14 protein-coding genes and 3 pseudogenes are annotated in these 20,307 nt (G+C 72.0%); 8 read left to right on the top strand and 9 right to left on the bottom strand.

The window, feature by feature from the left end:
• Positions 1 to 422: 422 nt before the first annotated feature.
• From ACIRB1_RS10435 to ACIRB1_RS10425, 3 genes and pseudogenes are all read left to right on the top strand, one after another.
• Positions 423 to 1,034, top strand: a pseudogene (locus ACIRB1_RS10435) (ATP-binding protein); the annotation flags it as partial.
• Positions 1,035 to 1,972: 938 nt separating this feature from the next.
• Positions 1,973 to 2,419: a hypothetical protein gene (locus ACIRB1_RS10430; protein ID WP_352183809.1), complete on the top strand. Its 447-nt coding sequence runs from the start codon at positions 1,973 to 1,975 to the stop codon at positions 2,417 to 2,419.
• 607 nt (positions 2,420 to 3,026) lie between these two features.
• Positions 3,027 to 4,889, top strand: coding sequence for an ABC transporter ATP-binding protein (locus tag ACIRB1_RS10425; RefSeq protein ID WP_403465387.1), 1,863 nt, complete (start codon positions 3,027 to 3,029; stop codon positions 4,887 to 4,889).
• A gap of 4 nt (positions 4,890 to 4,893) precedes the next feature.
• Here the strand turns inward: ACIRB1_RS10425 and ACIRB1_RS10420 are convergent, their stop codons facing one another.
• The 4 genes and pseudogenes from ACIRB1_RS10420 to ACIRB1_RS10405 all read right to left on the bottom strand — a co-directional run bounded on the left by ACIRB1_RS10420 (position 4,894) and on the right by ACIRB1_RS10405 (position 8,581).
• A complete protein-coding gene (locus tag ACIRB1_RS10420; RefSeq protein WP_352183808.1) occupies positions 4,894 to 5,076 on the bottom strand; it encodes a hypothetical protein in 183 nt (60 codons plus the stop codon).
• 168 nt (positions 5,077 to 5,244) lie between these two features.
• Positions 5,245 to 5,934 carry a DUF899 domain-containing protein gene (locus ACIRB1_RS10415; RefSeq protein ID WP_403465246.1) on the bottom strand — a complete coding sequence of 230 codons (690 nt, stop codon included), beginning with the start codon at positions 5,932 to 5,934 and terminating at the stop codon, positions 5,245 to 5,247.
• Between the two features lie 79 nt (positions 5,935 to 6,013).
• Positions 6,014 to 7,201 (bottom strand): cytochrome P450, encoded by a 1,188-nt coding sequence (locus ACIRB1_RS10410; protein WP_403465245.1) that lies wholly within the window; start codon positions 7,199 to 7,201, stop codon positions 6,014 to 6,016.
• A gap of 22 nt (positions 7,202 to 7,223) precedes the next feature.
• Positions 7,224 to 8,581 (bottom strand): annotated as a pseudogene (locus ACIRB1_RS10405) (amidohydrolase).
• Between the two features lie 162 nt (positions 8,582 to 8,743).
• On the opposite strand from ACIRB1_RS10405, the gene ACIRB1_RS10400 reads away from it, so the two are divergent.
• Complete coding sequence (locus ACIRB1_RS10400) at positions 8,744 to 9,694, top strand: endonuclease/exonuclease/phosphatase family protein (RefSeq protein ID WP_403465244.1); 951 nt, start codon at positions 8,744 to 8,746, stop codon at positions 9,692 to 9,694.
• Between the two features lie 63 nt (positions 9,695 to 9,757).
• Here ACIRB1_RS10400 and ACIRB1_RS10395 read toward each other — a convergent pair whose 3' ends face one another.
• Positions 9,758 to 11,617 (bottom strand): FUSC family protein, encoded by a 1,860-nt coding sequence (locus ACIRB1_RS10395; protein WP_403465243.1) that lies wholly within the window; start codon positions 11,615 to 11,617, stop codon positions 9,758 to 9,760.
• An 805-nt stretch (positions 11,618 to 12,422) separates the two neighbouring features.
• Between ACIRB1_RS10395 and ACIRB1_RS10390 the strand changes: the two genes are divergently transcribed.
• Both ACIRB1_RS10390 and ACIRB1_RS10385 read left to right on the top strand, forming a co-directional pair.
• A complete protein-coding gene (locus ACIRB1_RS10390) occupies positions 12,423 to 12,863 on the top strand; it encodes a RidA family protein (RefSeq protein WP_403465242.1) in 441 nt (146 codons plus the stop codon).
• On the top strand, positions 12,860 to 13,336 hold the full coding sequence (locus ACIRB1_RS10385; protein ID WP_403465241.1) for a GNAT family N-acetyltransferase: 477 nt from the start codon (positions 12,860 to 12,862) through the stop codon (positions 13,334 to 13,336). The genes ACIRB1_RS10390 and ACIRB1_RS10385 overlap by 4 nt, the downstream gene beginning before the upstream one ends.
• A gap of 1 nt (position 13,337) precedes the next feature.
• On the opposite strand, the pseudogene ACIRB1_RS10380 reads toward ACIRB1_RS10385, so the two are convergent.
• From ACIRB1_RS10380 to ACIRB1_RS10370, 3 genes and pseudogenes are all read right to left on the bottom strand, one after another.
• A pseudogene (locus ACIRB1_RS10380) lies at positions 13,338 to 14,287 on the bottom strand (glycoside hydrolase family 6 protein).
• 547 nt (positions 14,288 to 14,834) lie between these two features.
• Positions 14,835 to 15,548 carry an aspartate/glutamate racemase family protein gene (locus tag ACIRB1_RS10375; RefSeq protein ID WP_403465240.1) on the bottom strand — a complete coding sequence of 238 codons (714 nt, stop codon included), beginning with the start codon at positions 15,546 to 15,548 and terminating at the stop codon, positions 14,835 to 14,837.
• A gap of 5 nt (positions 15,549 to 15,553) precedes the next feature.
• Entirely contained in the window at positions 15,554 to 17,026 is a 1,473-nt protein-coding gene (locus tag ACIRB1_RS10370; protein WP_403465239.1) for an NCS1 family nucleobase:cation symporter-1, read from the bottom strand.
• A 143-nt stretch (positions 17,027 to 17,169) separates the two neighbouring features.
• On the opposite strand from ACIRB1_RS10370, the gene ACIRB1_RS10365 reads away from it, so the two are divergent.
• Both ACIRB1_RS10365 and ACIRB1_RS10360 read left to right on the top strand, forming a co-directional pair.
• Positions 17,170 to 17,832: a GntR family transcriptional regulator gene (locus ACIRB1_RS10365; protein WP_352183797.1), complete on the top strand. Its 663-nt coding sequence runs from the start codon at positions 17,170 to 17,172 to the stop codon at positions 17,830 to 17,832.
• 14 nt (positions 17,833 to 17,846) lie between these two features.
• Positions 17,847 to 19,307, top strand: a complete 1,461-nt coding sequence (locus ACIRB1_RS10360; RefSeq protein WP_403465238.1) for a LamG domain-containing protein — start codon at positions 17,847 to 17,849, stop codon at positions 19,305 to 19,307.
• Here the strand turns inward: ACIRB1_RS10360 and pip are convergent.
• A complete protein-coding gene (gene pip / locus ACIRB1_RS10355; protein ID WP_352183795.1) occupies positions 19,262 to 20,287 on the bottom strand; it encodes a prolyl aminopeptidase in 1,026 nt (341 codons plus the stop codon). The two genes, ACIRB1_RS10360 and pip, sit on opposite strands and share 46 nt — an antisense overlap.
• Between the last annotated feature and the right edge of the window lie 20 nt (positions 20,288 to 20,307).

Raw genomic sequence — 20,307 nt, 5'->3', positions numbered from 1 at the left:
GCTCCACCTCCACGAATGAGTGACGAGTTACCGAGTGAGTGACGAGTTTCGTGCTGCGTCACGAGTGCCGTGTACTGCGTGATGAGTGCCAAGTGCCGTGCGATGAGTGCCAAGTGCCGCGTGACGGGTTGAGCACTGACAGCCATGCGTCCGTACAGCCCGGTGAAAGGGTTCTCCCGACCCGACGAACCGATCCCGGCCCGACGCGACGATTCCGGCGAACCGATCCCGGCGAACCGAATCCTGACAGCCCTGCGGCGCCATTCGAAGACTCATTCGAAGATCGGGACAGACCTCCGGAGATCCCAACTGGCGCCGCGCGACTTTCTGTTGCGAGCAGTGTGCCACGACCGTCCAGACCGTCATACGGCACTCTGCATTTTTCATAGTGACACTTGCCAAGTGTTCACGGCGGGGCGATAGTGGCAAGCGTGATTCCGTCCGCGCCCTTAGGAACAGACGCCGCCGCAGGCCGCCTCGGTCTCGGTGCCGCTGCGGGAGCCGTCCCTGGTGGGGCCGCTGCCGAGCGCCGGTTCCGGTTCGAGCTGGCCGCACATCCGGGTTCCCCGGCCCAGGCGAGACGCCTGACGCGGGCCCGGCTGGCCGGCTGGTCCGTGTGCGAGGACACCTGCGACACGGCGGTACTCGTCGTCTCCGAGCTGGTCACCAACGCGATCGTGCACACCGCGAGCAGCCACATAGTCTGCGAGCTGCGCGATGGCGACGACCTGGTGCGGATAGCCGTCCGTGACGAGGGCTGTGCTCCCGGCGAGCCTCATCCGTCCCCGCAGCGGCCCGATGAGGAGCACGGGAGGGGGCTGCTTCTCATCGACGGGCTGTGCCGGTCCTGGGGCGCCCAGGAACACGGACCCGGCCTGCTGGTCTGGGCCGACCTGCCGCGGCAGGCGGACCCGGCGGCGCACGGCCACCACCCGGCCTCCGGCCTCGACAGTTCCGCACCGCGCAACGACCTGGGTTGGGGCGCACGACCCAAGCCGGGTCCGTCGGGCGGTTCGGACGACGAGGACGAGGCGACGGCACACTTCGGGGCCTTCGAGGATCTGGGCGTATTTCCGGGGCGGGGGCATGGGGGTGCCTCCGGCAGCGGGCATGGGGGTGCCGGCGACTTCGGAGACCTGGATCTCGACGGCTTCGGGGGCCGGGTACACGAAACCGGGGGCGGTCTCGGGAACGGGACCGCCCCTGGGGTTCGGGGTGGGTTCGAGGACGAGGACCTTTACGGGGCTGACGAGGACGTTTCCGGGGCGCGGGATGCTGTTGGGGGCGAGGGTGTCTCCGGCACTCGGGGTGGTCCCCGGACCGAGGGCGGCCACGCGACTCCGGGGGACTTCGTAAGCCGGGACGTTCACGGCACTGGGGGCGCTGGGGGCGGCCTCGGGAACGGGGACGTCACCGGGACGCGGGGCCAGGAGGCCTCGGGCCACTTCGGGGCGCTCGGTCCCGGCCCCGGCCTCAGCCTCGGCGGGGGCATAGGCGCTGACATCGGTGTCGGCCAGGAAGCTGTCGCGGGTCACTTCAGGGGCCTGGGGCATCAGGACGCCGGCGAGCTGCCGGACTCGGCGGAGACCGGGGAGTCGGCTCCGTTCGGGGAGGCCGTTCCGTTCGGGGAGTCGGCTCCGCTCGGGGAGCACGCTCCTCTCGGGGAATCCGCATCTCTCGGTGAGTCCACTCCCCTAGGAGAGTCCGCACCGTTCAAGAGTTCCCCCGGATTCAAGGACTCCCCGGCGTTCGGGGACTCCGCCGCGTTCGGGGCTCCCACAGCATTCAGGGATTCCATAGCGCACGGGGACTCCACCGCGTTCGGAGACTCCCCCGCGCACAGAGACACCACCGCGTTCGGAGATTCAGCCGCGCACAGAGACTCCACCGGGCACAGAGATTCCGCCGCGTACGGAAACCCCGCCGGGTTCAGGCAAGCCAGTGGATTCGGGGATTTCGGGACGGGAGTCGAATGGGTGTGAGCGGCGTGTCCGGTCCCGGCCAGGTGCTCAGTCTCGACACGCTGGTCCGTCTGGGGCGTGCACTGCACGGTCCGGAGGGCACACCCCGGAGACTCGCCGTCCCCGAGGGCATGACCGCCCCGCTGGGTTGCGACGCGGTGGCGGTACCGGCCCGTTTCGGCCCGCTGGTCCTGCCGCGCCTGCCGCGCGTCGGCTGTGTCTACGCCGACGAGACGCACTGGTGGTGGATCGTCCCGTCCGACTCGGACTACGCCCTGGACTGGCCCGCCCCGGCGCGCTACACCACCGGCGCGCTGGTCCCGGACTCCCCCCGCGCCCCCGGCCTCATCCACAAACCTGACGGCAAGCTGCCGTACACCCCGCCGATCCCGCTGTACCTCGCGGTGTGCCGGGTGACGGGGACCACACCGTCCTGGTCCCGCCCCATCAGCGCGTAGCCCCGCGGGGCGTGAGCGGGGGCGGGGTTTGCCGCGGGGCGCCGAGTCCGGGCACCGGGCCGGGACCGCTGCGAGCGGGGCAGCCGTGGGGGCACCCGCTTGCGGCGGTCCCGGCCCGGGTCGCCCACCGAGGGACAAGCCGGTCGTCGTCACGGCACCGCTTGAGCGGCGGGCTCTCGGGAGGGCCGTAGAAGCGCGGTGTCGGGTGAGGGCCCGGCGGCCGACGCCCACGGCCTGACGGCACCGCCCGGGAACACGACGGAGCTGCGAAGGCCGGAGTCCGAGCAGGTTGACGAAACCGCCCGGGTGAGACGCCCGTCTTTCAGGGGCGCGGGGAACTGCGCGCCCAGCCCCCACCGGACCCGCGGAAAACCACGGCCCGAAGCCACCCGGCACATGCGGCGACGACACCGCACCCCGCACGGCGTACGCCCGCGCACCCCCACCCCTTCCCTCCCGCGCTCTCCCACCGACCCGCCCCGCCCCGCGATAGTGGCCGTTCGTCCACGATCGGGGGAGGTCGGCGGTGGAGAGCAAGGGGGACCCGGAGTCGGGGGTGCCGTCCGCGTCGGAGCAGCTGCTCTTCGGTGGGCCCCTCCGGTACGACATGGGATGGAACCAGCACAACGGCGCGTTCCTGGAGCTGGGCTTCCGGTCGATGGTGACCCGGTTGCCGGCGATGCTGGGGTCGAGTTTCCGGCTGGCGTGGCAGGCCGATCCGAAGGCCGCGCGGACCGTACTCGCGGCGGAGGCCGGCCGGGGCGCCACCCAGGCCGTGAGCCTGCTCGCGGTCAACAGCGTGCTCGCCCGCCTGATCGCCGGCGGTGCCATCGGCGAACGGCTGCGCGAGGCCGTACCCGCACTGGTCACGGTGGCCGCCGTGATGCTCGTAGGGGCACTGCTCCGGGCGGCGTCGACCTACGCGACCGGGCGGCTGGAGCCGAAAGTCGAGCGCGTCGCCACCGAGCTGTACCTGGAGCGCGCGGCCTCCGTGGAGCTGTCCGCGATCGAGGACCACGCGTTCCACAAGCTGCTGGACACCGCGAGTTACGGCGCTTCCTCGGCCCGCCGCATGATCTCGCAGGCCACCCGTGTGATCAACGCGCTGATCTCCCTGATCACGGCGGCGGGCGTCCTGACCGTGCTGCACCCGGCGCTGCTCCCGCTGCTGGCGACGATGACCCTGCCCAGCGCGTGGGGCGCCCTGACGAACGCGCGCCGGCAGTACGAGTCGTTCCACACCTGGGTGCAGCACGCCCGCGCCGGTCATCTCCTGAGCGATCTGCTGACGCAGCCGGAGGCGGCCCCGGAGATCCGCGTGCACGGTGTGGGGCCGTTCCTGCTGCACCACTTCCACGAGATGTCGGAGAGCGCGGAGGCGGAACAGGCCCGGCTGGCCCGCCTCGCGGCCCGCACGGGCCTGATCGCGGCGACCTGGACCGGCCTCGCGACGACGGCGACGTACGCGACGCTCGGCGGGCTGCTGCTGTCCGGTGCGATGGCGCTCTCCGTGGCGGGTACGGCGGTGATCGCGATCCGCACCGGTTCGGCGAGCCTTGACAACCTCGTCCTGGCGGTCAACCAGCTGCATCAAGAGGCCCTGTTCGTGGGCGACCTCCAGAAGCTGTACGGGGAGGCGGCCGAGCGGGCGATCCCGGTCGGCGGGGCCGCGCTGCCGGAGGAGCCACGCGAGATCCGCTTCGAGAACGTCACGTTCAGCTATCCGGGCGAGGCCACCCACCCCGCGCTCGACGACGTCACCCTCGCCCTCCCGCTGGGCCGGATCATCGCCCTGGTCGGCGAGAACGGTTCCGGCAAGACGACCCTGGTCAAGCTGCTGGCCGGGCTGTACCGCCCGGACCGGGGCCGCATCCTGTGGGACGGCGTCGATGCGGTGACCGCCGACCGGCGCCAGCTCGCGGACCGGATCGCGATGGTGGCCCAGAACTTCAAGCGCTGGCCGTTCACCGCCCGCGTCAACGTGGCCGTCGGCCGGTCCGCGGCGCCGCTCACCGACGAGCGGGTGGCCGACGCGGTCGCCGAGGCCGGCGCGCAGGACGTGGTCGCGGATCTGCCGCGCGGTCTGGACACCCTGCTGGCCCGCAACTTCAGCGGCGGCCACGAGCTGTCCGGCGGCCAGTGGCAGCGGCTGGGCATCGCGCGGGCCGCCTACCGGAAGGGCCGCATCCTGATCGTGGACGAACCGACGGCGGCCCTCGACGCCCGGGCCGAGCTGGAGGTCTTCGAGAAGATCCGGGCGCTGGCGGGCACCGGCCAGACGGTCGTGCTGATCACGCACCGGCTGGCGTCCGTACGCCACGCGGATGTGGTGCATGTGCTCGATCAGGGGCGGCTGGTGGAGTCCGGGACGCCCGACGAACTGCTCGCGAGCGGCGGTCTGTACGCGGAGCTGTACGCGCTCCAGGCGGACCAGTTCACGGTGAAGCTGCCCGCCCCGAAGGCGGGCTGACTTCTCAGGCGGCGGCGTCCACGACCTCGCCGCCGCGCACGATGACCAGGAACGCGTCGGTCGCTATGTCCATGACGACCTCAGCCTGCAGGCCCTCCAGACGGCGCGCCTGCGCGAATTCCTCCGCCGGCCACGAACCACGCGGCCCCCCGGCGGGAAAACGCTCAAGCACCATTCGCCCGTTCACCTTGTACCTCCCTGTCGTGCTGAACTCCGAGCGCTTCGTGAAGTCTCGTAGAGGAGACCGCTGAAGCCTCACTGAGTTAAACGCCGACAGTACGGTGAACGGCTCGCGAAGTGACGGTACTGAGACATAGTCGACACCCGGTCGCGTACTTTCTCCGTACTTTCCGTATCAGTCCTGGTACTCGTCGTAATAAAGCACGCGTGCGCTGCCGGCGGGCGCCCCCAGCGCCGACGCGCGCCCCTTGGGCTCCTCCCACTCCTCCTGCCGCCCCAGCGCGGTCAGGTCCAGGAAGGTGGTGGTCGAGCCGAGGCCGTCGAGCCCGCGCTCATAGGTCGAGTAGGTGTGGAAAACCCGGTCGCGGTCCCGGAGGAAGCAGCTGACACCGGGCCGCTCGACGGGCTCCCCGTCCCCGACGAGCGTCACCTCGAAGTCCCAGTTGAAGTCCCCGGCGAAGGACGAGTACCAGGGCAGCGTCCATCCCATCCGGGCCTTGAACGGCAGGATCTTCGTGTACGGCGCCCTCGACACGGCGGCGAAGGTGGTGCCGCGTGCCTTCAGATGGGAGAGGTGTCCGATCTGGTCCAGGAACGCCGAGCAGCTGCGGCAGCCCGCGTCCCACTCGGGCGCGAACATGAAGTGGTAGACGACGAGTTGGCCGCGTCCTTCGAAGAGGTCGAGCAGGGAGGCCTTCCCGTCGCCGCCCTCGAAGAGGTACTCCTTGTCGATCTCCACCATGGGCAGCCGGCGCCGCTCGGCGTTGAGCGCGTCACGCGCGCGCGTGGCCGCCTTCTCCTTGACCAGCAGTTCCTCGCGCGCCGCGCGCCACTGCGCTCGCGAGACGATCTCCGGAAGCGACATGGGCCCTCCTGTGACAACGGTCCGTTGAGGGGTGGACCGGAGGGCGGACGGGAACTCATCGCTGCCACCGAAAAAAACTTCAGAAGGACTTCCCGTACGTCACCGGGAGCGCGGCGAGTCCCCGGGCGCGCAGCGAGGGGCGCCACCGCACCTCGTCCTCCGCGACGCCCAACTCCAGCCGCGGGAACCGCTCCAGCAGCGCGGCCAGCGCGATCTCCGTCTCGGCGCGGGCGAGCGGCGCGCCCAGGCAGTAGTGGATGCCCTGGCCGAGCGCGAGATGCCCGGAGGTGTCGCGGGCGAGGTCGAACCGGTCGGGGTCGGGGAAGCGGTCCGGGTCCCGGTTGGCGGCGGACGCGGAGACCCAGACCGTCTCACCGGCCGGGATCGTGACCCCGCCGATGGTGACGTCCTCGACGGGGAAACGCCGGATGGCGAGCAGCGCGGGCCCTTCGTAGCGCAGGAACTCCTCCACGGCGGCGGGGAGTTGGGCGGGGTCCGCGCGCAACGCGGCCAGCTGCTCGGGGTGTTGGAGCAGGGCGAGCACGGCGTTGCCGATGAGCTGGACGGTGTTCTCGTACCCGGCGAAGAGGATGAGGAAGGCGAGGGACATCAGCTCGTCCTCGCTGAGCCGGTCGCCCTCGTCGCGCACGGCGATCAGGTCGGAGAGGAGGTCGTCGCCGGGCTCTTCCCGTTTGTCGGCAAGGAGCCGGGTGAAGAAGCCGAGCATCGCGACGACGGCGTGCTTGCCGGCCTCCGGCGGTGTCCCGGGGGCGGGTGCGACGAGGGTGTCGGTCCACACCCGGAAGTCCCGCCGGTGCCGGTCGGGCACGCCGAGGAGGTCGCAGATGACGGTGATGGGGAGGGGCGCGGCGTAGGCGGCGATGAGGTCGGTGTCGCCCGACTCGCCCAGCGCGTCCAGGAGTTGGTCGGCGGTGCGCCGGATCGGCTTGCGGAGCTGCTCCGTTCGGCGCGGGGTGAACGCGCGGCCGACCAGGCGGCGGATGCGGGTGTGGTCCGGCGGGTCCATGTTGAGGAGGTTCGCATCGAGCGCGGGCGGCAGCGAGAACCCCTTGTACGTCCCGGCCGTGGCATGCCTCTTGTCCAGCGAGAGACGGGGGTCGGCCAGCGCCGCCCGCACGTCGTCGTACCGGGTGACGAGCCAGGCGGGGGTGCCGTCGGGGCCGGCGATGCGGTGCACGGGGGCGCTGTCGCGCAGGCGCCGGTACACGTCGTACGGGTGGTCGAGGAGGCCGTCCGCGAGATCCATGGGACCAGCCTAGAGGCGCGGCTCAGGTGTCGTATTCCTGGATTCGCCGGCCATGGCTCCGGTCGACGAGGGCGGGCAGCCGGTCCCCCAACTCCCGCACTACGGCGGGTACATCGAGTGTGAGCAGCTCGCGGTCGCGCATGAGGACCGGCCGTCGACGATCGTGGTGCGGACGTCGGCGGAGCGGGCGCTGTGCACGAGGGTCGCGGCGAGGTCGTGCACGGGCTGGGTGTGCGGGCCGGTGAGGTCGACCAGGATGATGTCGGCCCGGCGGCCCGGTGCGACGGCCCCGATCGAGTCGCCCAGTCCGACCGCCCGCGCGCTCTGGAGGGTTGCGTGGTGCAGGGCTTGACGGGACGTCAGCCAGCGCGGGTCGCCCTCGGTGGACTTCTGGATCAGCGAGGTGAGCGTCATCGACTCCCATACGTCGAGAGAGTTGTTGGAGGCGGCGCCGTCCGTGGCGAGTCCGACGGGGATGCCGAGGGCGCGCAGGGCGCGGATCGGAGTGGTGTCCGGCCAGGCGAACTTGAGGTATCCCCGGGGCGCGGTGGCGACCGCCGTACGGCCGCTCGCGCGTTCCAGGACGGGGAGGTCGCGGTCGATGATGCCGGTGCCGTGGGCGATGAGCAGGTCGGTGGCCAACAGGCCCGCGCGGTCGAGGACTTCGATGGGGGTGAGGCCGTGGCGGGCGAGGCTGGCGTCGGTCTGGTCGCGGTTCTCGGCGGCGTGGAGGTGGACGGGGAGGCCGTGTTCCAGGGCGAGGAGGGCGGTGGCGGCGAGGTCGGCGTCGGTCACGGTGTAGGGGGCGTGCGGGGCGAGGGCGGTGGTGATGCGGCCGTCGGCACTGCCCCGGTGCCGTAGCGCGAACTCCAGTGATTTCTCCCGGCCTTGGGGACCCTGGGAGGAGAAGTAGGCCTCGCCGAGGTGGGCGCGCATCCCGCACTCGGCGACGACGGCGGCGACCGTGTCCATGGAGAAGTAGTGGTCGGCGAAGCAGGTGACCCCGGCGCGGATCATCTCGGCGCAGGCGAGCCGTGCCCCCAACTCCACGTCCTTCTCGGTGAGGTTGGACTCGACGGGCCACACGACGTCGTTGAACCACTCCTCCGTCGGCAGGTCCTCGGCGAGTCCGCGCAGCGCGACCATCGGCGCGTGGGTGTGGCAGTTGACCAGCCCCGGCAGGGCGACCTGGCCGCGCGCGTCGATGTGTTCGAGGGCCGCGAGCCCGGTGGCCGTCGTCTCCGCCGCACCGCTGACGGACTCGATGCGCCCGTCCCGTACGACGATCGCCGCGTCCCGTTCGAAGGCGATGCGCTCCTGGTCGTCGTGGACGAGGACGGTGCAGCCGGTGATGAGGAGGTCGGCGGGAGAGTGGCTCACACTCCCAACGTACGACGCCGTCCTCGCGTCGTGTGAGCCGAACCGCGCATCCGGGCGTGGCGCTGTCGCGAGCCGCCCCGGACCAGCACGCTTGCCTCACGACCAAGGCTTCTGGCGCACAGGACAGAGCCTCACGACCAAGGCTTCTGGAAGGGGCCCCGCATGCTCCTCGGCACCTGGAATCTGGAGAACCTGTACCGCCCCGGCGGTCCGTCCGGCCCCAAGGACAAGGCCACCTACGAGACGAAGCTCGCCTCCCTCGCCGCCGTGATCACGGAACTCGACCCGGTGCTGCTCGGCGTCCAGGAGGTCGGCGACCCGGCGGCGCTCGACGACCTGGCCGGGCTGCTGGACGGCGAGTGGCACACCGCCCTGTCCACGCGTCCGGACGTCCGGGGCATCCGGGTCGGCTTCCTCAGCCGTACGGAACCGCGGGTCGTCGCCGACACGAACGCGTTCCCGGCGCAGCTGCGTCCGGTGCAGTCCGACGACGCGGGCGCCGAGGAACCGGGCGCGGGCCGCGGCCTGCTGGCGGTGGAGGTGGAGACGCCGGCCGGCCCGCTGACGGCGGCGGTAGCCCACCTGAAGTCGAAGCTGCTGTCGTACCCGGGTGATCGTTTCTTCCCACATGACGAGGGCGAACGGGCCCGCTACGGCGCCTACGCCCTCTACCGCAGGGCCGCCGAGGCGGCGACCCTGCGCGCGCTGGCCGACGACCTGCTCGCCGGTGAGGGCCGCACCCGGGACGTGGTCGTCCTCGGCGACATGAACGACGAGGTGCAGGCCGCGACCACGCAGATCCTGCTCGGCCCGCCCGGTTCGGAGATCGGCACGTCCGGCTACGACCGACCCGACCAGGGCGACGCGGTCCGCTTGTGGGACGTGGCCCCGCTGATCCCCGCCGACCAGCGCTACTCCCGGATCAACTCCGGGCGCCGCGAGCTGATCGACCACATCCTGGCCAGCCATCACCTGGTCCACCGGGTGACGGCGGCGGGGACGGGCCTGCCGGGCGCGGGAGCGCCTCAACTGCCGTCGGTGGGACCCGATCCGGCGGCGCGGCGGGAGGCGCCGGGGTCGGATCACGCGCCGGTGTGGGTGCGGGTGGAGTGATCCGGCTGTGGGCCCAAGTGCCGTCCGGGGCGGCCCGGTTGCCGACCGCACCTGTTCACGTTCCTATACGGCGACGGGCAGTTCGATCGCCCGCAGTCCGACCCGTCCCCTCCCCCGCTCGAACTCCTCCAGCAGCTCGGTGAGTTGCTCGCTGTGCCGACGCGTGAGCCGGCCCGTGTCGTCGAGGTGGACGGCGCAGGCGGTGGTCGTGTCGACGAGGCGTTCGAGGACGGCGGCGACCTCGTCCGTGCCCTGCGTGTGCCGGGCGAGGGCGGGGAGTTCGGCGGCGGAGACGGCGATGGCGCCGCGGGCCTCGGCGAGGGTGCGGTAGGCCTCGCGGCGCAGGGTCCAGCGTTCGGCGCGGTCGCCGGACTCGCCCAGGACGTGCACGAGGTAGGCGTGGGCGGCGGCGCCCGCTGCCGCGAGCCGGGCGCGTACGCCTCCGCCGCGCTCCCCCGGCATGGGCAGATGCCCGACGATCAGCACGATCGCGCAGGCGAGCAGTGTCTCCCCGATCCGGCCGGCGGAGGCCTGCGGTTCCCCGCCCACCATCACCAGCGACAGCACGAGGACGGTGACGACGGCGGTCTGCGCGGCGAAGTGCCGGGTGGCGACGGGAATGAGCGCGCCGCTGAGCGCCACCAGCGCGACCAGCCCCTCGGGCCGGGGCAGTACGGCGGCCAACCCGGCGAAGAGCAGCGCGCCCAGCACGGTTCCGGCCGCCCGGCACAGCACCCGCGAGGCGAGCGGCCCGAGGTCGGGCTTGACGAGGAAGACGGCGGTGGCGGGCAGCCAGTACCAGTGCTCGTGCTGCCCGTACCAGCGGGCCTGGTGCAGCGCCTGGGCGACGGCGACGCTGGCCCCGAAGCAGAGCGCGACCCGCAGCCCGTACTCCCGCCCCCCGGCCCCAAATGCCGTACGGAACAAGGAGGTTACGGTCCTTCGGCGCGCGTGCAGATCACTCCCCCGCGCCTGGTCGAAGGCGTCGGCGGCGTGCAGCAGGGCGTCGTCGAGGGCGCGCAGCGCGGGGGCGGAACGGTTGGGCGCGGGCAGCGGTCCGGTGTGCGCGTTGTCGCGTACGGCGGCGGCCAGCCGGCGCGGCCCCTCACCGGCCCGCGCGGACACCGGCTCCCCGGCCCAGGCGAGCGCGGTCGCGGCCTCGGCCAGCGGCAGCGCGGCGGCGTACTGCCCGTGCAGCCGCCGCTCGGCCGCCGAACTGGCGTACCGCCGCAGCCGCGGCCCGGCGAGCGCGTCCTGCGCGTGATCGAGCGCGGCGGTGAGCGCGGCGCGCCGCTCCGTCGCCCGCGGCCCGCCGGTGGCGTCGAGCAGCGCGGCGATCGCGTCGTAGACGGCGGCTACGGCGTGCCGCTCGCCGTCGAAGCGGTAGTCACCGGCGATGGCACCGGGCGTGGGCAGCGCAAGCCGCAACAGGACGAGCCACGCGGCCCCGGCGAGGAAGGCGAGGGCCCGCTGCCACCCGGCTTCGGGCAGCGGCATCCCGGCGCCGATGGCGGAGGCGACGAGCAACTGCGTACCGGCACCGGAGGCGACGGGCCCAATGGCACTGAACCCGCCTGCGACCAGCCCGATCCCGGTGAGCAGCAGGGTGAGCGCGACGGCCCCCGCGTGATCCCCGGCATACGTCCCGACCAGCAGCCCACCGGCTCCCGCGAGCGCGGGCCCACCGAGCCGCTTGACCGAGGCCCGTCGGCTGCCGGGCCGGTCGTTGATCCCGGCGAACATCGCCCCGAGCGCGGCCAGCACCCCGAGAGAGGTCCGCCCGGCCAGCACGGCGGCGAGGAGCAACGGCCCGGCGGCCAGCGCTCCCCGCGTGACCGCGCTCCACGGAACCGGGCCGCGCTGAGCACGCAGCGCGTGGGCGAGCCAGGGCGGAAGCGAGAGGGCGACGGTACGACGGGACACAGGGCTCCTGTCTTGACGAGGGCGGGGTGTGCCTTCGGGCGACGGTGGCCGGGGCGGAGCGGGTGGAACGGAAGCCGGCGGCCGGGGTGGTGGCCGCGATCTCCACGGTAGTTCGCGACCTTGTGCGGAACGGGCCGGTCGTATTTCGAGGGTGTGAAGGTTGGCCGTAGCGGCGCTTTCTTTATGAACGCAACGCCGGGAAGAGCCTCGGTCCGGCGAGTTCAGGCAGCTTCTCTCCTCCGCCGTCGGTCGATTGTCAGTGGCGCGCGCTTCAATGGAGTCGTCACTGAGAGTCACTGCGGGGGTGGGGTCGATGGCGGTGTGCGAGGCGTGCGGGAGCGGGCCGGAGCCAGGGCGGTCGCGGGGGGTGTATCTCTCCGTGGCCGGGTTGCGTGCGCGGGGGTGGTCGGGCCGGATGGTGCGTCATCTGCTCGGGGAGCCCGATCTGTTACGGGTCAGTCCGCGGGTGCGGGCGGTGCCGCCGATTCGGCTGTACTGCGTCGAGCGGGTCGTGGCCGCTGAGCGGAGTGCGGAGTTCCGGGCGGTGGTGGGGGCCGCGGCGCGGCGGACGGGGGCGGCGCGGACTGCCGCTCGGCGCGGGCGGAGGGAGGTGTCGGCGCGGCTCGCGGCCGAGGAGTTGCCGCGGTGGCGGGTCTGCGCGGCTGTCGCCGGGGCGTGCCCGGAAATTCGGGTGCGGACGCCGTCGTGCGTGTGGTCGGCTGACGCCCGCGCCACGCCGCCGACCGGCTGCCTGCGCCGGCCTCCGGCCTCCGCCGTCCGCTCGAACCGACACCTGGGAGAGCCTGTGCTCGAACGCGTCACCGTCCCCACCCTCTTCCCGCCACCCACCTACTCCCACGCCACGGTCGTCGAGGCCGGCACGAAGCTCGCCTTTCTCGCCGGGGCGGTGCCGCTCGACGCCGAGGGCAAGGTGGTCGGTGCGGGGGACGCGGTGCGGCAGGCCGAGCAGGTGCTGGCGAATCTCGGGGAGCAACTGCGTGCGGTCGGGAGCGACTTGGGGCAGGTCGTCGCGTCGGACGTGTACGTCGTCGGCAGTGAGCCCTCGGTGCTGGCCGCCGTGTGGGAGGTGGTCGAGGCGTCCGCGCTCAGCACCGGGCCGCATTCGTCCACGCTCATCGGCGTCGCCTGCCTCGGCTACACCGGGCAGCTCGTGGAGATCACGGTGACGGCCGTCGTACCGGAGGAGACCGTGTCCGGAGAGCCGGGCGAGGTGGCGCGGCCGTGAGCACCGAATCCGAGGCGGCCGTCACGATCCGCCGGGCCACCGGGCCCGACGCGCGGGCCGCCGCCGATGTGTGGCTGCGGTCGTTCGCCGCCGCGCTGCCGACCGTCGTCAGCCCGCGGTCCGACGACGACATCCGGGACTACTTCCGGGACGTCGTCGTGCCGTTGCGGGACATATGGGTGGCCGACGCGGGGGACGGCGGCGGGATCGTGGGGCTGATGGTGGTCAACGGGGACGAGCTGTCGCAGCTGTACCTCGACCCGGACTGGAGGGGGCGCGGGCTCGGGGACCGGTTCGTCGAGCTGGCCAAGGAGCGGAGTCCGGAGGGCCTGGAACTGTGGACGTTCCAGGTGAACAAGCCGGCCCACCGGTTCTACGAGCGCCACGGCTTCGTCGCCGTCGAGTTCACGGACGGCAGCGGCAACGAGGAGCGGGAGCCGGACGTGCGGTACGTGTGGTCGCCCACCTCGTAGGTCAGGGGCGGGCGTTGCGCGCCAGTTCCAGGGCGTACGACGGCCACCACCGACCCGCCGCCGGGCCGCCCCGGCAGGTGCCGTCGGACTCGCCGGGGCGTTTGATCCACAGGTAGGCGTCGAGGAGGGGGTTGTCGGTGCGGGTCGTCGGCGGGGTGCCCAGGGCGCGGCCGGGCGGGTTGCACCAGGTGTCGGTGCCGGTGAGGGGGCCGTTGCCGTTGCGGCTGGTGTCGATGACGTAGTGCTTGCCCGCGAGGTCCTTGGAGAGTTGGTCGCCGTACGTCGAACTCGCCTGGTTCGTCTGGAAGTTGGAGACGTTCAGGGCGACGCCGTCGGCGCGGGCGACGCCGGACGCCTTGAGCGCGGCGACCAGTCGCCCCGCCTCGGGGATCCAGCCGGAGTTGCCAGCGTCGAGGTAGACCCGGGTGTGCGGTTGGCGTTTGAGGCGGTCCACGGCGTGGGCGAGCAGGGCGTAGCGGTCGCTCGCCGTGACCCGGGTGCAGCCGGCGACCACCTGGGCCACGGCGTCCGGTTCGACGATCACGTAGGCGCCGCGGTCCCCGAGTGCGTTCGCGAACTCGTCGATCCAGGCGCGGTAGGCGGCGTCGGTGGGGGCGCCGCCGAGCGAGTACTGGCCGCAGTCGCGGTTCGGGATGTAGTACGCCACGAGCAGCGCGGTGCGGCCTGCGCGGGTGGCGGCGGTGGTGCGGGCGCGGACGGCCGGGCCGGGGTCGGGGCCGTTGAGCCACTCCGCCTGGGGCGGGTGGCGATGCGGTCCATCAGGGTGGCGTCAGCGGTCCGCCCGGCCTCCCGCCAGGCGACCGCCTGCTGTGCGGCGCGGGAGTCGGGGGCGGTCCAGAAGGGGTCGTCCGGTACGTCGCGGGTCGCCCCGGCGCAGCAGACTCCTGCGAGGAGGGCGGCAAGGAGAACTCGGCGGGCCGGTGTCGACAAGGTGACTCCGTAAGGGTGGGTGTCCTTCCCGGAGTCTGCGGGGCGGCCGGGGTTGGCCCGGTACGTGACGTGGCTGGGCGGGGGAAGATCACCCCGACGGGGGGTTGGGGGGGGGCGGCGGGGGTGCGGTGCGGTGTGACGGGGTGGCGGCATAACAGGGGCCCGGGGCGACGGGGGCCCGGGGTGACGAGGGGCCCGGGGTGACGAGGGCGTGGCGTGGCAAGGGGGCGAAGTGTTGTGCGGCGAGGAATGCGGCGCGGTAGGGGGTGCCGGGATCTGTCATTTCGCGGGTGCTGCGCCGTCGTGGCTGGTCGCGCAGTTCCCCGCGCCCCTTGAGGCCGGACCAGCCAAGGCGCCTTTAAGGGGCGCGGGGAACTGCGCGAGCAACCCCCACGCACCCGCACTCCGAACTCAACCGAACAACCCCACCCCCACCCTCACCCACCCGCACTCCGAACCCACCCCACCAACTCCGGTCGACCTCCACACACACCCGCGCCTCCGACCTCACCCCACCAACCCCACACACCCGCACCCCCCGCCCCCCTCAACGCCCCCACCCCCTCCTCTTATCCACCGGCTTCGCGAAACTCCCCACCCGGCTCGTCGTCAACCCCAGCCCCACCAGCGACTCCGCCAACTTCACCGCCGCCCCCACCCCGTCCACCACCGGAAGTCCCAGCTTCTCCCCCACCACCCGCTGCAACCCCGTCATGCCGGCGCAGCCGAGGACCAGGACCTCCGCCCCCGCCGCACACGCGCGTTCCGCCGCCGCGAGGAACGCCGCCTCCGTGCGGGACCCGTCGCCGCTCAGGTCGAGCACGCTCAGGCCGGTGCCCACGACCGCCGCGCAGTTGCGACCGACCCCGGCCAGTTCGAGGCTGTCCTCGATCTGGCCGCAGGACCGTTCCAGCGTGGTGACGACCCCGTACCGCCGGCCCAGCAGACACGCCAGGTGGGCCGCCGCCTCGGTGATGTCGACGACCGGTACGTCCACCAGCTCCCGGACGCCCTCCCGCCCGTGCTCCCCGAAGCCCGCCATGACGACGGCGTCGTAGGCCGGACCGTCGTACGTGCGCAGCACATCCATGACCGCGGCAGCCGAGAGGTAGCTGTCGAGCCAGCCCTCCGCCGACTCGGGACCCCACGCGGGGGTCAGCCCGGTCACGGTGGTGCCCGGGCCTGCGGCGGCCCGGGCACCTCGTACGATCTCCTCGGTCATCTCCTGCGTGGTGTTGCAGTTGGTGACGACGATGCGCACTCCGCTCAGACCTCCACCGGCTCGGGGACGGACTCGGCCGACGCCCGCTCGGAGCGGCAGATCACCACGTACAGGCCCGCGCCCAGTGCCGTGCCGATGAACCAGGAGTACGGGGCCACGTCACTGAACGTCTTCACCAGTGCCAGCACCGCCGCGACCGCCGCCGAGGGCAGGAACGCCCACAGCGCCTTGGGGTTGACGCCCTTGCGGTAGTAGTAACGCGAGCCGGGGGTCGCGTCGAAGAGCTCCTGCACGTCGACCCGGCCGCGCTTGACCCAGTAGTAGTCGACCATGATCACGCCGAACAGCGGGCCCAGGAACGCGCCGAGGCCGCCGAGGAAGTAGTTGACGACGGTGGGGTTGGAGAAGAGGTTCCACGGGGTGACCACCAGCGCGGCCACCGTGCTGATCATGCCGCCGATCCTGAACGTGATCTTCTGCGGCCAGACGTTGGCCAGGTCGTACGCCGGGGAGACGAAGTTGGCGACGATGTTGACGCCCATGGTGGCGACGGCGAACGTGAACGCGCCCAGCACCATCACCCAGGTGTTGCCGACCTTGGCGACCAGCTCGGCCGGGTCGGTGATGGCCTGGCCCCAGACCTCCAGCGAACCGGCCGTCACGATCACCGAAACGACCACGAACGCGGTGGAGTTGATGGGCAGACCCCAGAAGTTGCCGCGGCGGACCGTCTTGTAGTCCGGTGCGAAGCGGGAGAAGTCGCAGAAGTTGAGCATCAGCGTGCCGTACGTCGCGAGGATCAGCCCGATCGCGCCGAACCACTGCCGCCACTGCTCGCCGAAGGAGACCGGGTGCGGGGTGGACGTGAGGGAGATCGACCAACCGGCCTTCGCCAGTACCCAGATGGCCAGCGCGATCATCACCAGCCAGATCGCGGGACCGCAGAAGTCCTGGAACTTCCGTACGGATTCCATGCCCTGACTGATGATCACCGCCTGGATCAGCCAGAGGGACACGAAGGAGACCCAGCCGAGGGCGTCAAGTCCCAGGAAGGAGTGGTGAGTCCAGGATTCCAGGCCCGGCCACGCGGCCAGCAGCATCACGTTGACGGCGACGGACGCGAGGTAGGTCTGGATGCCGTACCACATGATGGCGATCACGGCCCGGATGAGGGCGGGGATGTTGGCGCCCCAGACGCCGAAGCTGATGCGGCTGACGACCGGGAACGGGACGCCGTGCGCCTGTCCGATGCGGCCCATCCAGTTCATGCCGATGTAGATGAGCACGAAGCCGACGAGCAGGGAGGTGAAGACCTGCCAGACGTTCATGCCGAGGACCAACAGGCCTGCGGCGAACGTGTAGTTGCCGAGGTTGTGGACGTCGGACATCCACATGGCGAAGAGGTCGAAGACCTTCCAGTTCCGCTTGTCGGCGGGGGCGAGGTCTTCGTTGGTGAGCCGGGGGTCGGGGACGAACGCTGGTGTGCCGGTGGCTTCGGCATGGTCGGCGAGGGACACGGGGCCTCCAGGGCGAGGGGACGGAAGGCTGCGACCGTTTGGTATACCAAACTGCCGTCATGGTCCCGCCGTCAAGCGTTCCGACCGATGTCACGATTGTTAACGCTCGGTAAAAGACCCACGGAGTCGGCGAAGATTGTTCCATGAGCTCCATGACGAAGATCGAACCCCTGGGCGCGGTCCGCGAACGCGTCCTGGCGAACCTGCGCCAGGAGATCATCGCGGGCCGCCTCGGACCCGGCGACCGGCTGGTCGAACGCGAACTCGCCGAGCGGTTCGGCGTCTCCCGGGTGCCGGTCCGCGAGGCGATCCGCGCGCTGGTCGCCGAGGGCTTCGTCCACTTCGAGACCCCGCGCCGCGCGGTCGTACGCCCTCTCACCCCGAACGACGTGCGGGAACTCTTCGAACTGCGCGAGGCCCTGGAGGTCTACGCGGCCGGGCTCGCCGCGTCCCGCGCGACCCCGGAGGAACTGGCCGAGGTGGCGGAACTCCTCGACCGTGCGGCCGCCGCGACCGAGGCGGGAGACGCCGAGGTGATCACGGACATCAACAGCCGCCTGCACGACAGCATCGTGACGATGGCGGGCAACACGCTGCTGACCGCCGCCCTGGAACCCGTCGCGGGCCGACTGCGCTGGATGACCCGGCGGAACGAGGAGTGGCCCCAACTCCTCGTGGAACACCGCGAGTTGTACGAGGCGATCGCGTCCGGCGACCCGGACCGCGCCCGCGCGCACGCGCTGGCCCATGTGCGGACCAACTATCGTTCCACGGTCCGGCATCTGTTCGGGGACGCGCAGCCGTAGGCAAGGGGAGTCAAATGGTCAGCAGACGTGGCCTGTTGGGCGGAGCCGCCGCCCTGGTGGGGGTCGGCACGGTGGCCGGGGCGGGGGTGGCCGTGGCGGACGAACGGCTGGACACCCCGTTCACGCCGGTCGGCACGCCGCATCTGGCCCAGGCCGAGCAACTGGTCGGCTATCAGCGGCTGTTGGCGGCCGGATATCTGACGGACGGGCTGGTCGGGCACTGGGCGCTGGACGGCTCGGGCGCGGACCGCTCCGGCCGCGAGCATCCCGTCATACTCGGCTCCGGCGCGAGCTGGTCGGCGCTGCGCGCGGGCGGCGAGCTGAGTCTCGATGGGACGTCCGGGGCGTACGCGGCCACGGACTCCGTCCTGGACACCACCGCCCCCTTCTCCGTCTCCGCGTGGGTGCGGCTGGCGTCCGACGCCGACCCGGCCACCATGTACACGGCGGTGAGCCAGGACGGCTCCACGACCAGCCGCTTCCTCCTCCAGTACGACAACACCGTCTCCACCTGGGCCTTCAAGGTCCGCAGCGAGGACCAGACGGCCAAGGTGTCCGCGGTCGCCACCTCACCGGCCGGTCTCGGCAGCTGGACCCATCTGACCGGAGTCTGGGACGGCACGCAGATCCGGCTGTACGTCGACGGGCAACTGCGGGGCAGCGCGGCGACCGCCCTGTCCTGGGCGGCGACCGGCGGTTTCTCCATCGGCCGGGCCCGCTTCGACGGCGCGCCCGTCAACCGCTTCAAGGGCGCGATCGACGACGTGCGGGCATACGCCCGCGCCCTGACCGCCGATGAGATCGGCCTGGTCAGCGGCCGTACGGCCCGCCAGAACAACGTGTATCTGACCGGTTCGGCCGCCGCCCTCGCCTGGGGCACGCCCGACGACCCGGCGAGCTGGGTGGCCCGCGCCCGGTGCGCGTCCTTCGTCACCGGCGTCCTCAAGCACACCTACGGCTGGGCGGGCGACGACTACTTCCTCCAGTACTTCCAGGAGAAGGTCCCCGAGGCCGCCGACTACTGCGCCGCCTTCCTGAACGGCACCGCCGGCCCCCGCTTCCGGCGCATCCGCAAGGTCGCCGACCTCCGGCCCGGCGACATCATCGCCGTCGACTACAAGGGCAGCGACCCCGACAACACCGGCCACATCGTCATGGTCCGCGAGGTCAAGGGCGTCTTCAGCGGCACCGCCGACTTCCCCGGCGAGACGCAGTACGCCGTGGAGATCGTCGACTGCACCTCCGACCCGCACGGCGTCTACGCCCTGACGAACTACCCCGCCTACCCCGACACCCGCCTGGTCGGCGACGTCACCGGCGAGAACCTCCAGGGCGTCGGCATCGGCCACATGATGTTCTACGCCTCCGACGCGACCGGCGAGTTCTCGCGGTACCGGTGGAGCGTCAACTCCGCGAAGAGCACCGGGACTTACGACGTGACGGCACGGCCGGTGGCGGCGGCGCGGGTCGCCTGAACGCCGGGCCGCGGGGGTCGGCGGCGGGCGTACCCGTCCGTCGCCGCCACCACCGCCTCCGCGACACCGGGCGCGCTCGCGTTGTGCCCGGCCTCGTCCACGAGCACCAACTCGCTCTCGGGCCAGGCGTGATGGAGCCGCCAGACGACACCGGTCAGGTTGCCGAGGTCGAGGCTCCCCTGGACGAGGGTGCCGGGGATGCCGTTGAGGAGGGGCGCGTCCCGCAGCACGACACCTTCCTCGTTGCCCTCCCCAAGGAAGTGGTCGTTGCCGAAGTAGTGCGTGACGGTCCGCGCGAAGCACATCCTGAACTCCGCGTCCTCGTAACGGGGTTCGGAGCGCGGCGGGGCCGGGACGATCGCCGTCTCCCAGTCGGTCCAGGCACGCGCGGCCCGCTCCCGCACCGCCCGGTCGGGCGAATCGATCAGCCGGTTGTAGGCGGCGGCGAGGTTCCCTTCCCGTTCCGCGGGCGGGAGTTCGGAGACGAACGCCTCAAAGGCGGCCGGGAAGAGTTTCCCAAGTCCCCTGGTCAGCAGGGCGACTTCGGGGTTCGACCCGGTGGCGACACACGTCAGCACCAGCTCCGACACCGCGCCGGGATGCGTCTGCGCGTACCGCAGCCCGAGCACCGAGCCCCACGACGCGCCCCACACCAGCCACCGTTCGATCCCCAACTCCGCCCGCAGCAGCTCCAGATCGGCGATGAGGTGAGCCGTCGTGTTCACGCTCATGTCGGTGTCGTAGGCGCTCGCGTGCGGGGTGGACCGTCCGCACCCGCGCTGGTCGAGCAGCACGATCCGGTAGGCGGCGGGGTCGAAGTACCGCCGGGGATACGGCGAACAGCCCGACCCCGGCCCGCCGTGCAGCACGACGGCGGGCTTGCCGTGCGGGTTTCCGCAGGTCTCCCAGTAGACACGGTTGCCGTCCCCGACATCGAGCATGCCGTGGTCGTACGGTTCGATCTCCGGATACAGGCCCATCCGACGACCCTAACCTCGCC

This window comes from Streptomyces sp. NPDC096013 (assembly GCF_044763565.1).
Taxonomy (GTDB): Bacteria; Actinomycetota; Actinomycetes; order Streptomycetales; family Streptomycetaceae; genus Streptomyces.
The sequence above is the reverse complement of the archived record's forward strand: the minus strand, read 5'-3'. Positions and strand labels throughout refer to the sequence as shown.

Excerpts from the sequence above, each read along its gene's own strand:
- pip (WP_352183795.1), bottom strand. The coding sequence starts at position 20,287 with ATGGGCCTGTATCCGGAGATCGAACCGTACGACCACGGCATGCTCGAT.
- ACIRB1_RS10410 (WP_403465245.1), bottom strand. The coding sequence starts at position 7,201 with ATGGATCTCGCGGACGGCCTCCTCGACCACCCGTACGACGTGTACCGG.
- ACIRB1_RS10425 (WP_403465387.1), top strand. The coding sequence starts at position 3,027 with ATGGGATGGAACCAGCACAACGGCGCGTTCCTGGAGCTGGGCTTCCGG.
- ACIRB1_RS10400 (WP_403465244.1), top strand. The coding sequence starts at position 8,744 with ATGCTCCTCGGCACCTGGAATCTGGAGAACCTGTACCGCCCCGGCGGT.
- ACIRB1_RS10360 (WP_403465238.1), top strand. The coding sequence starts at position 17,847 with ATGGTCAGCAGACGTGGCCTGTTGGGCGGAGCCGCCGCCCTGGTGGGG.
- ACIRB1_RS10365 (WP_352183797.1), top strand. The coding sequence starts at position 17,170 with ATGAGCTCCATGACGAAGATCGAACCCCTGGGCGCGGTCCGCGAACGC.
- ACIRB1_RS10415 (WP_403465246.1), bottom strand. The coding sequence starts at position 5,934 with ATGTCGCTTCCGGAGATCGTCTCGCGAGCGCAGTGGCGCGCGGCGCGC.
- ACIRB1_RS10430 (WP_352183809.1), top strand. The coding sequence starts at position 1,973 with ATGGGTGTGAGCGGCGTGTCCGGTCCCGGCCAGGTGCTCAGTCTCGAC.